The 17,707-nt window shown below is 72.0% G+C and carries 15 protein-coding genes; 5 read left to right on the forward strand and 10 right to left on the reverse strand.

Annotated elements, in window-relative coordinates:
- Nucleotides 1–65: 65 nt before the first annotated feature.
- Nucleotides 66–1,697, reverse strand: a complete 1,632-nt coding sequence (locus ABD250_RS01360) for an AMP-binding protein (protein WP_179525539.1) — start codon at nt 1,695–1,697, stop codon at nt 66–68.
- A gap of 219 nt (nt 1,698–1,916) precedes the next feature.
- Here ABD250_RS01360 and ABD250_RS01365 point away from each other — a divergent pair, with 219 nt between their 5' ends.
- Nucleotides 1,917–3,287 (forward strand): PQQ-binding-like beta-propeller repeat protein, encoded by a 1,371-nt coding sequence (locus tag ABD250_RS01365; RefSeq protein ID WP_259843883.1) that lies wholly within the window; start codon nt 1,917–1,919, stop codon nt 3,285–3,287.
- Here the strand turns inward: ABD250_RS01365 and ABD250_RS01370 are convergent.
- Genes ABD250_RS01370 through ABD250_RS01380 form a run of 3 tightly spaced genes read right to left on the reverse strand, consistent with a single transcriptional unit; the run spans nt 3,278 to nt 6,104 of the window.
- A complete protein-coding gene (locus ABD250_RS01370) occupies nt 3,278–4,504 on the reverse strand; it encodes a THUMP-like domain-containing protein (RefSeq protein WP_179525541.1) in 1,227 nt (408 codons plus the stop codon). The genes ABD250_RS01365 and ABD250_RS01370 overlap by 10 nt on opposite strands.
- Before the next feature lie 11 nt (nt 4,505–4,515).
- Nucleotides 4,516–5,244, reverse strand: coding sequence for an NUDIX hydrolase (locus ABD250_RS01375; protein WP_304816034.1), 729 nt, complete (start codon nt 5,242–5,244; stop codon nt 4,516–4,518).
- Between the two features lie 17 nt (nt 5,245–5,261).
- On the reverse strand, nt 5,262–6,104 hold the full coding sequence (locus ABD250_RS01380) for an ABC transporter ATP-binding protein (RefSeq protein WP_182611180.1): 843 nt from the start codon (nt 6,102–6,104) through the stop codon (nt 5,262–5,264).
- Between the two features lie 153 nt (nt 6,105–6,257).
- Between ABD250_RS01380 and ABD250_RS01385 the strand changes: the two genes are divergently transcribed.
- Nucleotides 6,258–8,276, forward strand: coding sequence for a maltotransferase domain-containing protein (locus ABD250_RS01385; protein ID WP_344390109.1), 2,019 nt, complete (start codon nt 6,258–6,260; stop codon nt 8,274–8,276).
- 11 nt (nt 8,277–8,287) lie between these two features.
- Complete coding sequence (gene glgB / locus ABD250_RS01390) at nt 8,288–10,627, forward strand: 1,4-alpha-glucan branching protein GlgB (RefSeq protein WP_344390112.1); 2,340 nt, start codon at nt 8,288–8,290, stop codon at nt 10,625–10,627.
- Between the two features lie 20 nt (nt 10,628–10,647).
- On the opposite strand, the gene ABD250_RS01395 is transcribed toward glgB, so the two are convergent.
- Together ABD250_RS01395 and ABD250_RS01400 are read right to left on the reverse strand one after the other, a co-directional pair.
- Nucleotides 10,648–11,577, reverse strand: a complete 930-nt coding sequence (locus tag ABD250_RS01395) for a tetratricopeptide repeat protein (protein WP_179525545.1) — start codon at nt 11,575–11,577, stop codon at nt 10,648–10,650.
- A gap of 35 nt (nt 11,578–11,612) precedes the next feature.
- Nucleotides 11,613–12,812: an acetyl-CoA C-acetyltransferase gene (locus ABD250_RS01400; RefSeq protein WP_182610573.1), complete on the reverse strand. Its 1,200-nt coding sequence runs from the start codon at nt 12,810–12,812 to the stop codon at nt 11,613–11,615.
- A 76-nt stretch (nt 12,813–12,888) separates the two neighbouring features.
- On the opposite strand from ABD250_RS01400, the gene mce reads away from it, so the two are divergent.
- Both mce and ABD250_RS01410 read left to right on the forward strand, forming a co-directional pair.
- Nucleotides 12,889–13,359 carry a methylmalonyl-CoA epimerase gene (gene mce / locus ABD250_RS01405; protein WP_179525547.1) on the forward strand — a complete coding sequence of 157 codons (471 nt, stop codon included), beginning with the start codon at nt 12,889–12,891 and terminating at the stop codon, nt 13,357–13,359.
- A gap of 34 nt (nt 13,360–13,393) precedes the next feature.
- The gene (locus tag ABD250_RS01410; RefSeq protein WP_344390116.1) at nt 13,394–14,317 is read left to right on the forward strand and encodes a coiled-coil domain-containing protein; all 924 of its coding nucleotides are present in this window, start codon (nt 13,394–13,396) and stop codon (nt 14,315–14,317) included.
- 296 nt (nt 14,318–14,613) lie between these two features.
- On the opposite strand, the gene nucS is transcribed toward ABD250_RS01410, so the two are convergent.
- The 4 genes from nucS to atpD form a co-directional block, all read right to left on the reverse strand.
- Nucleotides 14,614–15,294: an endonuclease NucS gene (nucS, locus tag ABD250_RS01420; RefSeq protein WP_182639364.1), complete on the reverse strand. Its 681-nt coding sequence runs from the start codon at nt 15,292–15,294 to the stop codon at nt 14,614–14,616.
- Nucleotides 15,295–15,365: 71 nt separating this feature from the next.
- Nucleotides 15,366–15,815, reverse strand: a complete 450-nt coding sequence (locus ABD250_RS01425; protein WP_182609675.1) for a DUF2550 family protein — start codon at nt 15,813–15,815, stop codon at nt 15,366–15,368.
- A gap of 59 nt (nt 15,816–15,874) precedes the next feature.
- Nucleotides 15,875–16,246, reverse strand: coding sequence for a F0F1 ATP synthase subunit epsilon (locus ABD250_RS01430; protein ID WP_179525551.1), 372 nt, complete (start codon nt 16,244–16,246; stop codon nt 15,875–15,877).
- A 9-nt stretch (nt 16,247–16,255) separates the two neighbouring features.
- Nucleotides 16,256–17,704: a F0F1 ATP synthase subunit beta gene (atpD, locus tag ABD250_RS01435; RefSeq protein ID WP_107747342.1), complete on the reverse strand. Its 1,449-nt coding sequence runs from the start codon at nt 17,702–17,704 to the stop codon at nt 16,256–16,258.
- Nucleotides 17,705–17,707: the final 3 nt, after the last annotated feature.

Here is a 17,707-nt window from a genome sequence, read left to right on the forward strand (position 1 = left end):
CACCGGATTGTGGTCCTGGGGACAACAATAACGTCACCCGGGCCCACCCTGCAGGAGCGGGGCCGTCAGTTGATGCGCTTGTCCCACCCCGACCACGCGGCGTCGCGGAGTTCGTTCTTGCGGACCTTGCCGGTCGAGGTGCGCGGCAGGGCCTCGGTGAGCTCCACCGCACCGGGCACCTTGTACCGGGCGATCCTGGTCCGGCAGTGATCGATCACACCGTCCTCGTCGAGGTCGGAACCGGGTTTCACCACGACGTACGCCTTCGGACGCTCACCCCACTTCTCGTCGGGCATCGAGACCACGGCGCAGTCCACCACGTCGGGGTGCGCCGCGATCGCCTGTTCGACCTCGATCGTGGAGATGTTCTCGCCGCCGGAGACCACCACGTCCTTGGCGCGGTCGAGCAGCTGCACGTACCCGTCCGGGTGCATCACGCCGAGGTCGCCCGAGTGGAACCAACCCCCGGCGAACGCGGTCGCCGTGGCCTCGGGGTCGGCGAAGTACCCCTTCATCACGCCGTTGCCCGTCATGACGACCTCGCCCATCGTCACGCCGTCGGCCGGGACGTCGACGAGGTGCTTCTCGCCGGGGCTGGTCCGCTCGACCACCCGGACCGTGTCGGCGTGGATCATGGCCACGCCCTGACGGGACTTGAGGCCCGCACGCTCGTCCGGGTCCAGGTCCGCCCAGTCGGGCTGGGGCGTACACACCGTGAACGGCCCGTAGGTCTCGGTGAGCCCGTACACCTGCGTCACGTCGATGCCCAGGTCCTCGAAGCGTCGCAGGATCGTGGGCGAGGGCGGGGCGCCGGCGGTGACCATGCGGATCCCCGTCACCGGCCGGGCCGCCGGGTCGTCGGCGATCGTGCTCAACACCGCCGGGGCGCCGGCGAGGCGGTTGATCCCCTCGTCGTCGAACAGTCTCCAGATCTCATCGCCCCGGACGGCGCGCAGACACACGTGGGTGCCCATCGCGCCGGTCAGGGCCCACGTCGTGCACCACCCGTTGCAGTGGAACATCGGGAGCGTCCACAGGTAGCGCGAGTCCGCGTCCAGTCCCTGGGTGATGATCTCCCCGAGGGCGTTGAGGTAGGCACCGCGGTGGGTGTACATGACGCCCTTCGGGCGCCCCGTCGTGCCCGAGGTGTAGTTGACGGCGATCACGGCGTCCTCGTCCTCCACCGCCCAGGACACCGGCTGCGGGGAGGCCAGTGCCAGACCCTCCTCCAGCGCCTCGGCGCGGGGACCGAAGCGGGCCGGGTCCGGCTGGGTGCCGTCGGCGTCGGGGGTCACCAGGATCAGACTGATCGACTCCGGGACCTCGTCCCCCAGCCCGGCCAGGAGACCGGCGTCGGCGATGAGCACCGAGATCCCGGCGTGCTCGGTGATGTACGCGACCTCCGGGGCCGCGAGGCGGGTGTTGAGGGCCACCACCGCCCCGCCGGCGAGCGGGACCGCGAACTGTGCGAGCAGCGCCTCGGCGGAGTTGGGCGCGAGCACCCCGACGCGGTCGCCCCGGGCGACCCCGCGCATCCGCAGGAGTGAGGCCAGCCGCGTGGCGCGATCGGCGAACTCCGCGTAGCTCTGGCGGCGGGGGCCGTCCACCACCGCGGTCGCCTCGGGGAACACACGAGCGGCCTTCTCCAGGAAGCTCAGCGGGGTGAGAGCGGTGTCGAGTCCTGAGCTGGCTGTCATCGCGGATGGTCCGCCTCTCGTGAAGTGTCGAACTGGTCGCGGGTGGTCACGGTCACGGTAACCGTGGGGGCCCTCACGCGCCCGGGGATTACTCCCCGATCCCCCCTGTCCCCCGACCCTGCCGGCGCGTCGAGGAGTTCCGCCGGTGCGTCCGACGGACCGCGCGCCGACGGTCGGACTACGCTCTCCCCTGACGATCTGACGAGAAGGGGACCTCCAGTGGCACCGGCATCGATTCCGCGGCGGACCGCACCCACCGCGCGGGCTCTGGCGGTCGGTGCGATGGCGGTCGGGATCGCGGCGGGATGCGCGTCCGCCACCGAGAGCGGCGGCGCCCGCCTGGGTCAGGCCGCGAGCTGGTCGTCCGTCGCCGGAGGACCCCCGAACTCCGGACGCGCTCACGCGGCTGTCTCCGAGTCGCCCGGGCTCCTCTGGTCACGACCGCTGGGAGCGCCCGCGACCGGGGTGGCCGGTTCCGACGGGATCGGCACGTTCTTCCAGGCCACCGTCTCCGAGCGGGGGTGCAATCTCTTCGCGCTGACCGCGGACGACGGGCGCAAGCGGTGGTGTCTGCGCCTGCCGACGGACGGACCGCGGATCACGGCGACCGTCGACGGGCGCGGGTCTCTGTTCGTGCCCATGTACGGCGGGGTGGGTGCGGTGTCCGCGGAGGGTGAGAACCGCTGGTTCGCCGGGACCCGGGGGATCCCCACCACCATCACGCTGCTCGACAACCGCCATCTGCTGGTGATCTCCCACCTGGGGATCGTGCGGGTGATCAACACCCAGACGGGTCTGGACGCCTCGTCCGAACTGCCGGCCGCCGGCGAGATCGCGCCGTCCGCACCCGGGTTCGGCTCGCCGTGGTGCGGCATCGGCGAACGCGGGTGTCCCGCGCCGGGCCCCGCGGCGGTCGACACGGGGACCGGGACCGCCTATCTCACCGCCTGGACGCCGGGGGAACCGGAGCCCGAGCTGGTCGCGGTGCGGTTCACCGACGACGGGGCCGGGCGTCTGGAGGTGGTGTGGCGGGCCGGCCTCCCCGGGGGACGCCTCGGGGTCCCGGTGGTCCTGTCGGATGACCGGGACGAGATCTACGTGCACTCCGAGGACGGCACCCTGGCCGCCTACTCCACCGCGGACGGGTCCCCCGTGTGGTCGACCCCTGTCGGCTACCGCCCCGACACACCGCCCGCCCTGCTCCCCGACGGCACGGTGGTCACCGGTGGTCGCACCACCACCGTGTGGAGGGGGCCGGAGGACGACCACGACGCCGACGCCGGCCCGGCGCCCGTGGTGGCCGTCCGCGGGGAGGGCGGCGAGGGCCGCGAGGTGTGGCGGCGCGACGACCTGCGTCAGCTCACCAACCCGGCCGCGACCGGGGACGGCCGGGTGCTGGTCGCGGCCCGGTCGGGTGGGACCGACGACGAACCGGGCATCGCCCTGCTCCTGCTGGACGGCGCGGACGGCAGCACCCTCCACGAGATCGCGGTCCCGGCCGCACGGGGTCCGGTCTCCGGCCTGAGCGTGGACGACGAGGGCCGCATCGCGCTCACCACCGCGGTGGGCGCGGTCTACGTCTACGAGTGAACGCCGTCGGGCTGATCGGTCCGCGGCCCGCACACGAACACCACCGCCGATCTGTCGATCCTGGTGACCACCAGCGCGAGCGGCCGGGAGCCCCGGAGCGCCAGTGAGCGGCGCAGCACGTCCGGGTCCGTGTCCACCCCGCGGACCAGGATCTCCAGGGAACCGCAGTCGCGCCGTCTCAATGCCTGCCGCAGTTCCTTGCGGTCGAGTCTGCAGCGCTCCAGCACCTCGAACCCGGTGTACCCACCCGGGATCCGGGGCCCGGTCAGGTGGGCGATCCGGGGGTCGAGCTGACGGAGCCCGTGACGGCGGGCCCAGTGGCGCACCAGGCCGGCGCGGACGACCGCCCCGTCCGGATCGACGATGAACCGGTCCGCCTCGCCGTGGGCGTCGACCTCGTCGTCGTCGCCGTCCGTCACCTCCTCCACGTGGACGGCCAGACCATCGGTGACCAGTCGGGGCGGCCCCCACGGCGGGGGCGCCCCCGCCCCGGTGGTGCGGACGACGGTCGCGCGGCGCCGCACCCCCGCGGACAGGCCCGGCGACCACAGACACGCCTCGCGCACCGACCCGTCCAGCGAGACCAGTTCGACCTCCCCGGGATGGTCGAGCGCGGAGGTGTCCAGACCGGGCGCGCACTTGATCACGTGGTCCCGGTCGCGGGCCACGGCCAGGAGGTCCGGCAGCGGAGGGCTGAGTTGAGCGGGGTCGTGGATTCGCCGGCCCCCGGACCGTCGGGCGGGGTCGGCGAGCAGCACGGTGTCCCGGCTGGGCGGCGCGAGGGCGTCCGCCACGCACACCAGGGCGCCGGGCACGTTGTGCGCGGCCATCCGGGCCCGTACCCGGTCGAGATCGGAGCCCACGACCCGGTCCGCGGTCCGCACCAGTTCGGCCAGTTCGGCCCCCACCGAGCAGGTGACGTCGTGGACGTCCCGGCCCGCCAGTCTCCCGGCCCGGAGCGCGGCGACCGGCCAGGCGGTGGCCTGCTGGACCGCCTCGTCCGTCAGCAGCATCCGATCCGACCCGCGGACCCGCCCGTCGGCGCGCCGGCGGGCGGTCACGACGTCGATCGCCGCGGCGGCGTGACCGGGGTCGGCGCGCCGGACGACGGCGGTCGAGGCGACGAGCCGGGCGCGGGACCAGTCCAGCCCGGCGGCCAGCGCGAGCAGGTCCCGGCCGGCGTCGGAGAGCAGGAAGTCGAGGTCCTCCGGGGTCACCGGTCCGCCACCTAGTTGCCGCCCGGCGCGATGGACCGGGCGGTGGCGAGGAGTTCGGCGACGTCCGTCGCCGCCGCGAGGTCGGCGAGCACGTCGAGGGTCGGCCGGAGCATGCCCAGCCGCCCGAGGGTCCCCGCGGTGGCGGCGTCGTCGGCGCGCATCCAGCCCGCCGCGCGGGCCTCGCTCGTGCCGCCGTCCGGCTCGGCCCCCGGAGGCACCGCCGCCACGAAGAACAGGGTGTCGTACCGGCGCGGGGGTCCGGGTGGCGTGGTCCACCGGTCCCACGGACGCAGCAGGTGCGCGGACAGGATCAGCCGGTGCGCCGCAAGCAGGGAGTCCAGGTCGCCCTCCCCCGCGTCGAGCACGCGACGCTCCCGGGGACCGGGTCGATCCCCGGGGCCCGCCCGCCCGGTCGCGGCGGGGTCGGGCTCGGCCAGCAACACACCGGTCTCCTCGAACAGCTCCCGCACCACCCCCCGGACCGCGGCGGCGGCGCGTTCCTCCCCGATGCCGAACGCCTCAGCCCACCAGCGCGGATCCGGCCCACGCCAGGGCCGGGTGCCGCCGTAGTCCCGCGGCTCGACGCCGCCTCCGGGGAAGACCGACATCCCGGCGGCGAACTGCATGGTGGCCACGCGGTGCTGGAGGAACACCTCGAGCCCCCCGCCGACGCGCGCGTCGCGGACCAACGCCACCGTGGCGGCCTCACGGACGGGGACGGGCCCGGGCGGGGTCGCCACGGGGTCGACTGTGCGGTTCACGGCCGCCGGTGTCGGCCGGACCGACGCGCCCGGCGCGCGAAGAACCGCCCGTCGATCGCGTCGACGACGATCGACTGCGCGAACGCGGTGCTGAGGTTCTCCGAGGTGATCACGTCGTCGATCAGGCCGGTGGCCGTGACCCCTCCCTCCGCGAGGAGCATCGCGTGGGTGAAACCCGGGGGTATCTCCTCCACGTGGTGGGTCACCAGGACGGTGGCGGGCGCGTCGGGGTCGAGGGCCATGTCCGCCAGACGGGCGACCAGATCCTCCCGGCCCCCCAGGTCCAGCCCCGCCCCCGGCTCGTCGAGCAGGAGCAGCTCCGGGTCGGTCATCATCGCGCGGGCGATCAGCACCCGCTTGCGCTCACCCTCCGAGAGGGTCCCCCAGGTCCTGTCGGCCAGGTGCTCTCCGCCGATCATCTCCAGCGTGTCCGCCGCGCGGTCGAAGTCGGCCTGGTCGTACGCCTCCCGCCACCGGCCCAGCACGGCGTACCCGGCGGAGACCACCAGGTCCTTGACCACCTCGTCGCCGGGGATCCGGCCGGCCACAGCGGCGGACGACAGGCCCACCCGGCTGCGGAGCTCGGTGACCTCGGTGCGACCCAGTTGCTCCCCCAGGATCACCGCCGAACCGGTGCTCGGGTACTCGAGAGCCGAGGCGATCCGGAGCAGCGAGGTCTTGCCCGCACCGTTGGGGCCCAGGACGACCCACCGCTCGTCCAACTCGACCTGCCAGGTGACGGGGCCCACCAGCGTCCGCCCGTCCCTCCGGAGCGAGACGTCGGTCAGGTCCAGGACGAGGTCGGGATCGGTCTCGATAGGCGTTCTCACGGACCCCATCTAACCCCCTATCCGGTGGCCGGGTGGCGAGGAACACGGCTCGTGCGCGTGAACACCGGCGCGACGCCCCTCCCCGATCGACGCCCGCTTCGATAGCGTCGTGTGCGTAGAGGCGTCCGCACCCCGGAGCCCGCAGCCGAGAGGAGCACCGACGTGAACGACCGTCTGGCCATCGACGAGGTCCGCCCCCTGGTCTCCTGCGGGAGGTTCCCCGCCAAGTCGGTCGTGGGTGAGGTGGTGCCGATCTCGGCGACCGTGTGGCGGGAGGGCCACGACGCGCTGTCGGCGAGCCTGGTGGTCCGCCGTCCCGGTGGGGCCTCCTCCCGGACGACCATGTCCCCCGGGGCGGAGGCGGACACCGTCCACGCGCTGCTCACCACCGACGCCCCCGGGATGTGGTCGTTCCGTGTCGAGGCCTGGTCGGACCCGTTCGCCACGTGGAACAGCGGCATCGTCAAGAAGATGGACGCGGGCCAGGGCGCCGACGTCCTGGGCAACGAGTTCGAGGTGGGCGCCCGGGTCCTGGACGCCGGCGCCGCACAGGCGACCGCGTCGGGTGACCCCGACCGGGCCACGCTGCTGACGGATGCGGCCACCGCGCTCCGCGGCACCGGGGACGCCCGGACCCGGACCTCGCTGGCGCTGTCCGATGAGGTCGCGGCCGCCATGGCCGCCGGACCGGTCCGCGAGCTGGTGACGGCCGGCCAGACCCACCGCGTGTGGGTGGACCGGCGCGAGGCCCAGTTCAGCTCGTGGTACGAGTTCTTCCCCCGCTCCACGGGCGGGTGGGACGAGCGGGGCCGGCCCGTCCACGGCACCTTCGCCACCTCGCGCACCCACATCGACCACGCCGCGGACATGGGCTTCGACGTGGTGTACCTGCCGCCCATCCACCCGATCGGGGTGGTCAACCGGAAGGGCCGCAACAATTCGCTCACCCCGGACCCGGGCGACGTCGGTTCGCCCTGGGCGATCGGTTCCGCGGACGGCGGCCACGACGCGGTGCACCCGGAGCTCGGCACCATCGAGGATTTCCGCGAGCTGGTCGAGTACGCCGCCACGAGGGGTGTCGAGATAGCGCTGGACCTGGCGTTGCAGTGCGCGCCGGACCACCCGTGGGCGCAGGCGCACCCCGAGTGGTTCACGGTGCTGCCCGACGGGCACATCGCCTACGCCGAGAACCCGCCCAAGAAGTACCAGGACATCTACCCCGTCAACTTCGACCTCGATCCCGAGGGGATCTACGCCGAGGTGCTCCGGGTGGTGCGGCTGTGGACCTCCCTGGGCGTCCGGATCTTCCGGGTGGACAACCCGCACACCAAGCCGGCCGACTTCTGGAGCCGCCTGATCGCCGAGGTCAAGCGCACGGAACCGGACGTGCTGTTCCTCGCCGAGGCCTTCACCCGTCCCGCCCGCATGTTCGGCCTGGCCAGGCGGGGCTTCTCGCAGTCGTACACCTACTTCACCTGGAAGACCACCAAGTCCGACCTGGTGGAGTTCTGCGAGCAGCTGCTGGCGCACGTCGACGAGGCCCGGCCCAACATGTTCACCAACACCCCGGACATCCTCCACGAGTCGCTGCAGCGCGGGGGCCCCGCGATGTTCGCGATCCGGTCGACGCTCGCGGCCACGCTGTCCCCGGCGTGGGGCGTGTACTCGGGCTTCGAGCTGTTCGAGTGGCAGCCCGTCACCGACGGCAGCGAGGAGTACCTGGACTCGGAGAAATACGAGCTCCGGCCCCGGGACTTCGCCGGTGCCGAGGCGGCGGGCCAGTCCCTCGCGCCGTGGCTCCGAACCCTCAACCGGATCCGCCGGGAGCACCCCGCCCTCCAGCAGCTGCGCACCCTGCGGTTCCACGACGTCGACAACGACCAGATCCTCGCCTACTCCAAACTCGACCCCACCACCGGCGACTGCGTCCTCACGGTGGTCTCACTCGACTCGCACGGGGTCCAGGAGGGCACCCTCCGGCTGGACATGGCCGCCCTCGGGTACGACGACGACGCCCGGTTCAGCGTCCACGACGAGGTCTCCGGCAGCGAGTTCCACTGGGGTTCGAGCAACTACGTGCGACTCGAGCCGTGGACGGCGGTCGCACACATCGTCGTGGTCCCGCCCTGCGACGAAGCACGTAGGGTCGAACTGACCTACCGCACGCACATCGTGGATTGAGGGACAACGGCATGGGAAAGCACCACGGCAAGGGCCGACCCGCTACCGAGAGCTCCGCCACGGCGCCCGGCAGGGTGCCACCGCCCGTCGACCCCGGGGCGGCCTGGCGGACGCCCGAGGAGGTCGCCCGCGACGAGGCGGGGCGGTCCCCGGCGCCGGCAGCCCCCGACGCGCCGTCGGGCGGGATCCCCCGCGAGGAGCTCGACGCCCTCCGCTCCGGCACCCACCGCGACCCGCACTCGGTCTACGGCGCCCACCCGACCGGGTCCGGCTCGGTCGTGCGGACCATGCAGCCCGGTGCCACCTCGGTGGAGATCGTGCTCGGGACGCGCACGGTGCCCATGGAACCGCTCGGCGACGGCATGTTCGGGGCGGGGTTGCCCGAGCGGGACGTCCCCGACTACCGGTTCCGGGTGACCTACCCGGACGGGCACACGCGGATCGTGGCCGACGGGTACCGCTTCCTGCCCACTCTCGGCGAGATGGATCTCCACCTGATCAACGAGGGCCGGCACGAGCGGCTGTGGACCGTCCTCGGTGCGCACGTCCGCACGTACGACACCCCCGGGGGGCCCCTCACCGGGACGTCCTTCGCCGTCTGGGCCCCGAACGCCCGGGGCATCAGCGTGGTGGGCGACTTCTGCGGGTGGAACCCGATCGCCCTGCCCATGCGTGCGATCGGCGCCTCGGGAGTGTGGGAACTGTTCGTACCTGACGTGATCGACGACGCCGTCTACAAGTACTGCGTCCGCGGCGCCGACGGCCGGACCGTCGACCACGCCGATCCGCTCGCGGTGGCCACCGAGGTGCCCCCCGCCACCGGATCCAGGGTGTTCACGTCCGGCCACGAGTGGAACGACGACGAGTGGGTCGCCTGCCGGGCGACGCGCGACCACTCGCGCTCCCCGATGACGGTCCTCGAGGTCCACGTGGGCTCCTGGAGACCGGGACTCGGCTACCGCGAGTTCGCCCACCAGTTGGCCGACCACGTGACCGAGACCGGCTTCACCCATGTCGAGCTGATGCCCGTCGCCGAGCATCCCTTCGGCGGGTCATGGGGCTACCAGGTGTCCTCCTACTACGCCCCCACCAGTCGTTTCGGCACCCCGGACGACCTGCGCTATGTGGTCGACCACCTGCACTCGCGCGGCATCGGCGTGCTGGTGGACTGGGTGCCCGCGCACTTCCCCAAGGACGAGTGGTCCCTCGGCCGCTTCGACGGGACCCCGCTGTACGAGCACGCGGACCCCCGTCGCGGTGAGCAGCCCGACTGGGGCACCTACGTGTTCGACTTCGGTCGTCACGAGGTCCGCAACTTCCTGGTGGCCAACGCCCTGTACTGGGCGGAGGAGTTCCACGTCGACGGCCTGCGCGTGGACGCCGTCGCCTCGATGCTCTACCTGGACTACTCGCGGAACGAGGGCGAGTGGACCCCCAACCGCTACGGCGGTAGAGAGAACCTCGAGGCCATCTCGTTCCTGCAGGAGGTCAACGCCACCGTGCGCCGGGAGCACCCCGGATTCCTCATGATCGCCGAGGAGTCGACCTCCTGGGGCGGCGTCACCGCACCCACGGACACCGGCGGTCTCGGGTTCTCCATGAAGTGGAACATGGGGTGGATGAACGACACGCTGCGCTATGTGGGCCTCGACCCCGTCTACCGGGGACACCACCACGGCGAGGTCACCTTCTCCCTGATGTACGCCTGGAGCGAGCGGTTCGTCCTCCCGCTCAGCCACGACGAGGTGGTCCACGGCAAGGGATCGATGTGGCAGCGCATGCCGGGGTCCTCGTGGGACCGCGCGGCCGGGTTGCGCGGGCTCTACGCCTACATGTGGGCGCACCCCGGGAAGAAGCTCATCTTCCAGGGGATGGAGTTCGGTCAGGTCGGCGAGTGGAACGACGAACTGGGCGTCACCTGGGAGAACCTCGAGGGCTGGGAGGGCGAGTACCACCGCGGCATCCTCGCCTCGGTCCGGGACATGAACGCACGCTACGCGGAGAACCCCGGGCTGTGGACGCTCGACGACGACCCGTCGGGGTTCTCGTGGATCGACGCCAACGACTCGGAGCACAACGCGCTGTCGTTCCTGCGTACCGATCACGCGGGCAACACGATCGCCTGCGTGGTGAACTTCTCGGGCCGCACCCTGGACGACTACCGGATCGGTCTGCCCGAGGCCGGGTACTGGGAGGAGATCCTCAACACCGACGCCACGGCCTACGAGGGGTCGGGAACCGGCAACCTGGGCGGGGTCCACGCGGAGGAGCGGCACCACCACGGCCGCACCCATTCCGCGGGCATCACCGTCGGCCCCCGCGCCGCGGTGTGGCTGCGGCACACGCCCTGACATCGGGCGGCACCCGGGCCTCAGTACAACGCGTTGGCGAGGTTCCGACGGGCGGCCAGCACCCGCGGGTCGTCCGTCGGGAGCGCCTCGAGGAGATCGACCAGCCGGGCGCGCAGCGTCGCCCGGTCGTCGCCCGCGCTCACCCGGATGGCGTCGACGAGGACCGCGAACGCCGGCTCGTACTCCCCGCCGGCGAGTGCCCGGTCGGCCGCCCGCAGGGCCGCGGGGACGGTGCCCTCGCCCGCGTCGGTCTCCTCCGCCGCACGCCGGGCGGCCTGCACGTACCGCAGTGCCTCCAGGAGCGTGTGGTCTCCGGGGCGTGAGTCCACCAGGGCCGTGAAGCGCTCCTCCGCCGTGGCCAGCTCCCCCTCCGCGAGGGCGTCCTCGGCCGCGTCACGCTCGGTGTCCGCGACCTCCTCCGGCTCCCCGCCCGACTCGGCCCCGGGCGTCCCGCTCAGCTTGCCCTCGGTGGCCTGGAGGACGGCCGCGATCCACTGCCGGAGGGCGTCCTCGGGTTGTTCCCCCTCGAAGTCCGCGAGCGGCCGCCCCGCCGCGACGGCGACGACCGTCGGGACCGCCCGTGCCTGGAACGCCTGCGCGATCCCCGGTGCGGCGTCCACGTCGACGACCGCGTGCACCCACTGACCACCCCCCTCCTCGGCCAGCGAGGAGAGCAGGGTGGTCAGTACCGTGGGCGCCCGCCGGGACATGAGCTCGACGACGACCGGGACCTGCGTCGAGCGGACCAGGACCTCCTGCTCGAACGTGGCCTCGTCGACCTCGACGAGCGTCACCGGACCGGAGCCGGGCCCGGTTCCGCGGGCGGCGGTGGCGGGGTCCCGCTTCGCCTCCGCCCGTTTCTTCAACCCCGAGAGATCGACGGCGCCGGCGAGGGACGCCGCGAGCTTCTGCTCGGAGGCGGACGGGGGTCGGTTACCTGGTCTCGTCACGCCTTCGATCCTGCCACGGCCGGTCCGATCGGGTGTCAGCTGGTCGCGGGCACGCGGATCAACAGCGCGTCACCCTGTCCGCCGCCGCCGCAGAGGGCCGCCGCCCCGAGGCCACCGCCGCGGCGGGCCAGCTCCAGTGCGAGGGTCAGGACGACGCGGTTGCCCGACACCCCGATCGGGTGCCCGATCGAGATGGCGCCACCGTTGACGTTGACCTTGTCGGGGCTCACGCCCAGGACCTTGGTCGAGTGCAGACCGACCGAGGCGAAGGCCTCGTTGAACTCGAACAGGTCGATGGAGTCGACCTCGACGTCCGAACGACGACAGGCGTCGAGGACCGCGTCGGCGGGCTGGTGCTGCAGGGTCGAGTCCGGGCCGGCGACGGTGCCGTAGCCGACGATCTCGGCCAGCACCGGCCACCCCTCGGCCTCCGCACGGGCGGCGGTGGTGACGATGACGGCGGAGGCGCCGTCGGAGATCTGGGAGGAGGATCCCGCGGTGATGGTCCCGTCCTTCGCGAACGCGGGCCTGAGCTTGCCCATCGACTCGGCGGTCGACTCGGCGCGAACACCCTCGTCGGTCTCCACGACCGTGTCGCCCTTGCGGCCCTTCACCGTCACGGGGACCACCTCGTCCGCGAACCGACCCTCGGCCCACGCGGCCGCGGCGCGCTGGTGGGAGACGGCCGCGAACTCGTCCTGGTGCTCGCGGGTGATCTCCAACTCGGCGTTGCGCGCTTCGGTGAGCGCGCCCATCGGCTGGTCGGTGGGCACGTCGTGCAGGCCGTCGTAGGCCATGTGGTCCAGGACCTCGATGGAACCGTACTTGTACCCGGCACGGCTCTTGGGCAGCAGGTGGGGCGCCTGGGACATCGACTCCTGGCCGCCCGCCACGACGACCTCGGAGTATCCGGCGCGGATCGCCTGGTCCGCCAGCGCGATGGCCGTCAGGCCGGACAGGCACATCTTGTTGATGCTCAGCGCGTCCACCCGCTGGGGGATACCGGCGGCCAGCGACGCCTGACGCGCGGGCATCTGCCCGTTCCCGGCGGACAGCACCTGACCCATGATCACCTGATCGACGGCCTCGGCGGGCACGCCGCCGCGCTCGAGAGCCCCGCGGATGGCGATCCCGCCCAGTTCGGGGGCGGACAGGGAGGACAGACCGCCCTGGAGACGGCCGAACGGGGTGCGGGCCCCGGAGACGATGACGGTGCGGGTGGAGTCGGCGGACATTGCGGACCTTCCATTCGAGGGGCTGTACGTGTACACGCCAAACTACCGTCTGCCGTCACCGACTACCGTGGTCCCCATGACCACTACCCCAGCCGGCCAGCCCCTGCTCCCCGCCGAACTCGTCGTGGCGATCGACCACGTCGGAGTGGCGGTTCCCGACTTCGACGCCGCCGTGTCCTGGTACCGGGACAACCTCGGGATGGAGAACCTCCACGAGGAGGTCAACGAGGAGCAGGGAGTACGCGAGGCCATGCTGGGGTCGCCCGGCCGACCGGACGGAAGCGCCCTCCTCCAGGTGCTCGCCCCCCTCGACGAGTCGTCGACGATCGCCAAGTACCTGGATCGCAACGGCCCGGGCATCCAGCAGATGGCGGTCCGGGTGACCGACATCGAGGCCATCACCGAGCACCTCACCGGACGCGGTGTGCGGGTGCTGTACCCGGAACCGAAGAGAGGCACGGCGGGTTCACGGATCAACTTCGTGCACCCCAAGGACGCCGGGGGCGTGCTCCTGGAACTGGTCGAGCCGGCCGCCGGGTCGCACTAGGGTCCGGGCGGGGCCTCCCCGCTAGGGTGGGGCCATGTCGAGCACACACATGCCCACCACGGGCGCCGACCCCTTCGCGGTGGTCCGCAAGGGCTTCGACCGCGAGCAGGTGACCTCCACCCTCACGCGCCTGGAGGCCGAGGTCGAGCTCCTCCGCGCCGACCGCGACGCCGCCGTCGAGCGGGCCGAACGGGCTGCCGCCGAGGCGGCCCGGGAACGAGCCCGGGCCGCCTCGCTCGAGGCGCGGGTGGCGGAACTCGGCCGGACCCCGGTCACCAACGAGCAGATGTCGGACCGCCTGTCCACGATGCTGACCCTCGCCGCCGCCGAGGCCGAGTCGATCCGCGACTCCGCCCTCGCGGCAGCCGACCGGGTCAGGGCGGACGCGGAGGACGAGGCCTGGAACCTCAGGGAGACGGCGCGACGCGACGCCGCGGCCGACCGCGATGCCGCCACCGCGGAACTCACCGCGGCCCGCGACCGGGCGGCCGCGGTGCGGACCGAGCAGACGGGGATCCTCGACGCGGCGCGCTCGCGGGCCCGCGAGATCATCCTCGCGGCGGAGCGTGAGGCCAGACGTCTCGACCTCGAGGCCGCTCACCGGCGGGATCTGATCGACGAGGATCACCGCATCGCCTCTGATGCGAGGAGAACGGAGTCCCTGCTCGAGGACCGGGAACGGCAGGCGGCATCGATCGCCGCGGCGGACGCCGTGAGACGTCAGGCCGAGGACGAGGCCCGCGAGACGGTCGACCGCGCCGCGGCCGAGGCGGCATCGCTGGTCTCGACGGCGCGTCGACACACCGAGGAACTGCGGTCGGTCCGAGAGCGCGTCCTGGCCGATCTGGCGGCGATCCGTGCCAGGCTGGAGCCCATTCCCGGCCGCCCGGACGACGATGCGGTCATGCCCGCCGACCCGGGGCTCGTCGACCCACGGCTCAGCTCCACCGACGGGTGAGACCCCGGCTGCCCCTCCCGGACCAGCATCCGCTGTGCCAGTGGCGGCGCTCGTCGTCGCCCCCTGGCCTATCCGGCCACGCCACCACGTGTGGGGTCCCGGCGGGGACCACCTGGTCGCATCCCGGGCAACGGTAGTCCTTACCGGCGCGCGATCCGGGGACGCGCCGGACGTGGTAGTCATCCGGGTCACCCGACGGGCCGGATTCGAGCGCACCGCCACCCGGCCCCTCCCGCCGGGGCGCCGGACGGCCCGTCCCCGCGCGTCTGTGACGTCTCGGCACCCGGTCCCCGCCCTCAGAACAGCCGCAGGTCCGTCGACTCGATCCCACGGAGAGAGTCGTAGTCGAGGGTCACGCACCGGATGCCGCGGTCCTCGGCGAGGGTCCGGGCCTGCGGCTTGATCACCTGGGCGGCGAACACCCCGCTGACCGGAGACAACAGCGGGTCGCGATTGAGCAGTTCCAGATACCGCGTGAGTTGCTCCACGCCGTCGATCTCGCCTCGACGCTTGATCTCGACCGCCACGGTGACGCCGTCGGCGTCCCGCCCCAGGATGTCGACCGGACCGATCGCGGTCATGTACTCGCGGCGGATCAGGCTGTATCCCGGCCCCAGGGTCTCGATGTGTTCGGCCAGCAACTCCTGGAGATGAGCCTCGACACCGTCCTTCACCAGCCCGGGGTCCACACCGAGCTCGTGGCGGGAGTCGTGGTGGACCTCGGAGAGCGTGATACGGAGTTGTTCGCCGGCCTTGTTCTCGACCACCCAGAGAAGGTGCGCGGGGTCATCCGGATGCTCCCGCTCGACCAACGAACAGGGAGGCGTCATCCAGTTGAGCGGCTTGTACGCCCGGTCGTCGGCGTGCACGCTGACGGACCCGTCCGCCTTGACGAGCAACAGTCTGGGCGCCATGGGCAGGTGGGCCGTCAGTCGGCCGACGTAGTCGACCTGACAGGTGGCGACGACGAGACGCACGGTTCCTCCTGGAATCGGGATGTGCCGGACGGTCCTCAGATCCCTGCGGGCAGTCGGCGCAGTCGACGCAGTCAGCGCCGACGGCGGGCCGGAGAGCGGACCTGATCGGTCGAGCAGGCCTCCACCCACGCCAGCAGTGCGGTCAGCTCGGCGGGCCCCACGCAGATCTCGCCCTCCCTGATCCCACCCCTGCGATCGTGGCCGGAGAAGGACACGATGAGCTCCCCCGACTCGGCGACGTCGAGTTCGTGCCCCGTCGGCTGACGACGGGGACCCAACTCGAGGCTTCTGCGGTCGAGACGGACGTCAGCCCCGAACCTCACGCTCAACAACCGGTAGAACGCCAGGTCGGTGTCGGAGTAGCGGACGGCTCCGTGACGCCACGCGTCTCCCCCGTCCCGTTTGACCAGGACCGAGGTGGAGTCCCTGCGGACGACCACCAATCGATAGACGACGGCCGCGACCACCGGGGCGAGGACGAGCAGCACGACGACACCGAGAATGATCCCGGTGATCGCCATCTGCTCAACCCCTTCCGGTGGCCGCGGCCGTCAGGTCACGGGCGGACCGTGCCGTACTGCTAGGCGCCGGCCTTCTCGACCGCGCGGAGCCGACCGCGTGCGGCTGCGGCAGCCGCCTGGTCGTCGCCTGCCTCGGACAGCGCGCGCTCGGCCTCGCCGCGGTCGATGGACTCCGACCACTCCGCGGTCTCGCCGAGGATGCTGACCTTGTTCGCCGTCACGGAGAGGAACCCGCCCTGCACCGCGGCGACCTTCTTGCCCTCGTCCGTGTAGACCGTCACGGTGCCACCGGCGTCCAGCTCGCCGAGCAGCGGCTCGTGCCCGGACTGGATTCCGATCTCGCCCTCGGTGGTCTTGGCGACCACCATGGTGGCGGTACCGGACCAGAAACGACGCTCGACCGTGACGAACTCGACCTCGATGTCAGCCATGGTCAGCGGTCACTTCCCCGAGAGCTTCTTGGCGGCCGCCTCGACGTCGTCCAGACCGCCGATACCGTTGAACGCCTGCTCCGGGAGGTGGTCCAGCTCGCCCTTGCACAGCTTGTCGAAGGCCTCGATGGTGTCCGACAGCGGGACGACCGAGCCGACCTGGCCGGTGAACTTCTCGGCGACCAGGAAGTTCTGGCCGAGGAAGCGCTCGAGGCGACGGGCACGCTGAACCGTGACCTTGTCCTCCTCGGAGAGCTCGTCCATACCGAGGATGGCGATGATGTCCTGCAGCTCCTTGTACTTCTGCAGGATCTGGATGACCTGCTGCGCCACCCGGTAGTGCTCCTCCCCGACGATGCCCGGCTCGAGAATCCGGGAGGTCGAGGTGAGCGGGTCCACCGCGGGGTAGATGCCCTTCGACGCGATCGAGCGGGACAGCTCCGTGGTGGCGTCGAGGTGCGCGAACGTGGTGGCCGGCGCCGGGTCGGTGTAGTCGTCGGCGGGGACGTAGATCGCCTGGAGCGAGGTGATGGATCGACCCCGCGTCGAGGTGATCCGCTCCTGCAGCATGCCCATCTCGTCCGCGAGGGTCGGCTGGTAACCGACGGCGGACGGCATGCGACCGAGAAGGGTCGAGACCTCGGAACCCGCCTGCGTGAAGCGGAAGATGTTGTCCACGAACAGCAGGACGTCCTGGCCCTGCACGTCACGGAAGTACTCGGCCATGGTCAGAGCCGAGAGCGCGACGCGCATACGCGTCCCCGGCGGCTCGTCCATCTGGCCGAACACCAGGGCGGTGTCCTGGAGGACGCCCATCTCCTCCATCTCGAGGAACAGGTCCGTGCCCTCACGGGTGCGCTCGCCGACGCCGGCGAACACCGACGTACCGGAGAACTCGCGGGCGATACGGGTGATCATCTCCTGGATCAGCACGGTCTTGCCGACACCGGCACCACCGAAGAGGCCGATCTTGCCACCCTTGACATACGGGGTGAGGAGGTCGATGACCTTCACACCGGTCTCGAGGATCTCGGTCTTGCCCTCGAGCTGGTCGAAGGCGGGCGGCTCGCGATGGATACCCCACTGCTCGCCGTCCCGGCCGGTGCCGGGGGCGTCGAGGCAGTCGCCGAGGGCGTTGAAGACGTGGCCCTTGACGACGTCGCCGACGGGCACCGAGATCGGCTTGCCCGAGTCGACGACCTCCGCGCCGCGGACGAGTCCGTCGGTGGACTGCATGGAGATGCAGCGCACCATGTTGTCGCCGAGGTGCTGGGCGACCTCGAAGGTGACCGTCTTGGCGACGGCCTCGAGGGTGATCTCGGTGGTGAGTGCGTTGAAGAGGGCCGGGAGGGCGCCACGCGGGAATTCCACGTCGACGACCGCACCCAGGACGCGGGCGACCCGACCGGTGAGACCGGCCGTGCCCGTCGTGCTCTGATCGGTAACAGCTGTGGTCATTGC

The sequence above is a fragment of the Dietzia cercidiphylli genome, assembly GCF_039531545.1.
Lineage (GTDB): Bacteria > Actinomycetota > Actinomycetes > Mycobacteriales > Mycobacteriaceae > Dietzia > Dietzia natronolimnaea.